Annotated in this window: 2 protein-coding genes; both read right to left on the bottom strand. The window is 42.8% G+C overall.

Features of this window, described 5'->3' with window-relative positions; all coding sequences use genetic code 11:
- Window positions 1–101 precede the first annotated feature (101 nt).
- The gene (locus QUW60_RS14945; RefSeq protein WP_289561485.1) at window positions 102–476 is read right to left on the bottom strand and encodes a hypothetical protein; all 375 of its coding nucleotides are present in this window, start codon (window positions 474–476) and stop codon (window positions 102–104) included.
- Window positions 477–479: 3 nt separating this feature from the next.
- On the bottom strand, window positions 480–1,506 hold a 1,027-nt coding region (locus tag QUW60_RS14940), incomplete at its 5' end, for a site-specific integrase (protein WP_289561483.1).

Genomic DNA, 1,506 nt, shown 5'->3' with positions numbered 1-1,506 from the left:
CACATAGGCATCACTGTTTTCTGCAAATATACGGTTTTGCGGATAATTAACCGCAAATTTTGCGGCTTATTATCCGCATGAAATAGTAAAATCAATATTTATCAGCATTTTAGATATGACTTATGATTTCCATTCACCATGCAGATAACCATTGACTTTTCAGATTGGAACAGTCTGCTTATTATATACTCACGTAATTGTTGTGCCGGATAAGTATTAATCTGAAAGGCAAGCGCAAATATCATTTCCAGGTTATAGACTACCTGATACCCCTCTTTTAACGGAATACGTTGTTCTGCGGTGAATGGTTGCAATATCCCAAGTTTATATATTCTTTTTTTCGCAGCCCTTAAAGTCGGTGCAACTACATTGAACAAGCCGACAAGTTCGGCTTCGTCCATACGAATCTTATCAGGATGGACAGCAGGAATAACAATTCTGCCGTCCTCCATTATATGGATAATTTCTCTTTTCATAAGCTACAGACAATTTGAAAGTACATCCCTTACATTATTCATATCTTTCAGAATGGAACTGTCGAGTACCCTTGCATAGTGCTGCGTCATCTTGATATTGGTGTGACCGAGCATTTTGGCTACATTCTCAATGCTTACCCCATTGGCCAAACAGACAGATGTGGCGTACGAGTGGCGGGCAGTGTGTGTAGTCAGGTTCTTCTTTATCAGGCATAGGTCGGCAATCTCTTTCAGGTAGCTGTTCATCTTCTGATTGCAGGGGACAGGCAGCAATACTCCTTTCTTTTTGCAGGCAGGATAATCTGCATATTTTCTCAGGATTTCCAAAGGAATATCCAGCAGCGGAATATTGCACATGTTCTTTGTTTTCTGACGTGGTTTCCTGATCCACAGGTTTCCGTTGTTGTCTTTTACGATATGCTCAGGGGAAAGCTGTTGCACGTCGATGAAAGCCAGACCGGTAAAGGCGGCGAAGATAAAAACATCACGGACTACGGTGATTCGCTCCAGAGGAAATTCCTTGTGGTAGATGGTCAGTAGCTCATCCATAGTAAGAAACTCACGGATTACTTCTTTTTCGTGGAACTTGATACCGATAAACGGGTCTTTGGATATCCATTCATTGGCCAGTGCCAGATTGGTAATTTTCTTCAGACATTTCATATAACGGATAACGGTATTCTGCTGACATTCCTTTTCTGTCTTCAAATAAAATTCAAAGGCACGTACCAGTTCACCGTTGACTTCCGCCAGCGGCAGATCATCCTTTCCGTACTTCTGTCTGATAAGTTCGGCAAGATAGCGCTTGCAGCTTTCATAACGGCGAACGGTAATCAGGGCGTAGTCTTTACCGACCAGGGCACGGCATTGGTCATTGTGCTCCTGCATGGTGCCGATGAGGGTGCGTATCGCTTCCGGTTCTTTGTCCTGTCCGAGAAATATTTCCTGCAACAGACGTGCCGTTATAGGTTGGTTCTGTTCTTCCAGTTCACAAAAGATCTGATGTAACTTGATTCTCGCATTTTCGATG

This window comes from Bacteroides gallinaceum, assembly GCF_030373775.1.
GTDB classification, from domain to species: domain Bacteria; phylum Bacteroidota; class Bacteroidia; order Bacteroidales; family Bacteroidaceae; genus Phocaeicola; species Phocaeicola excrementipullorum.
This window is presented reverse-complemented; position numbering and strand designations above follow the sequence as displayed.

Excerpts from the sequence above, each read along its gene's own strand:
- QUW60_RS14945 (WP_289561485.1), bottom strand. The coding sequence starts at position 476 with ATGAAAAGAGAAATTATCCATATAATGGAGGACGGCAGAATTGTTATT.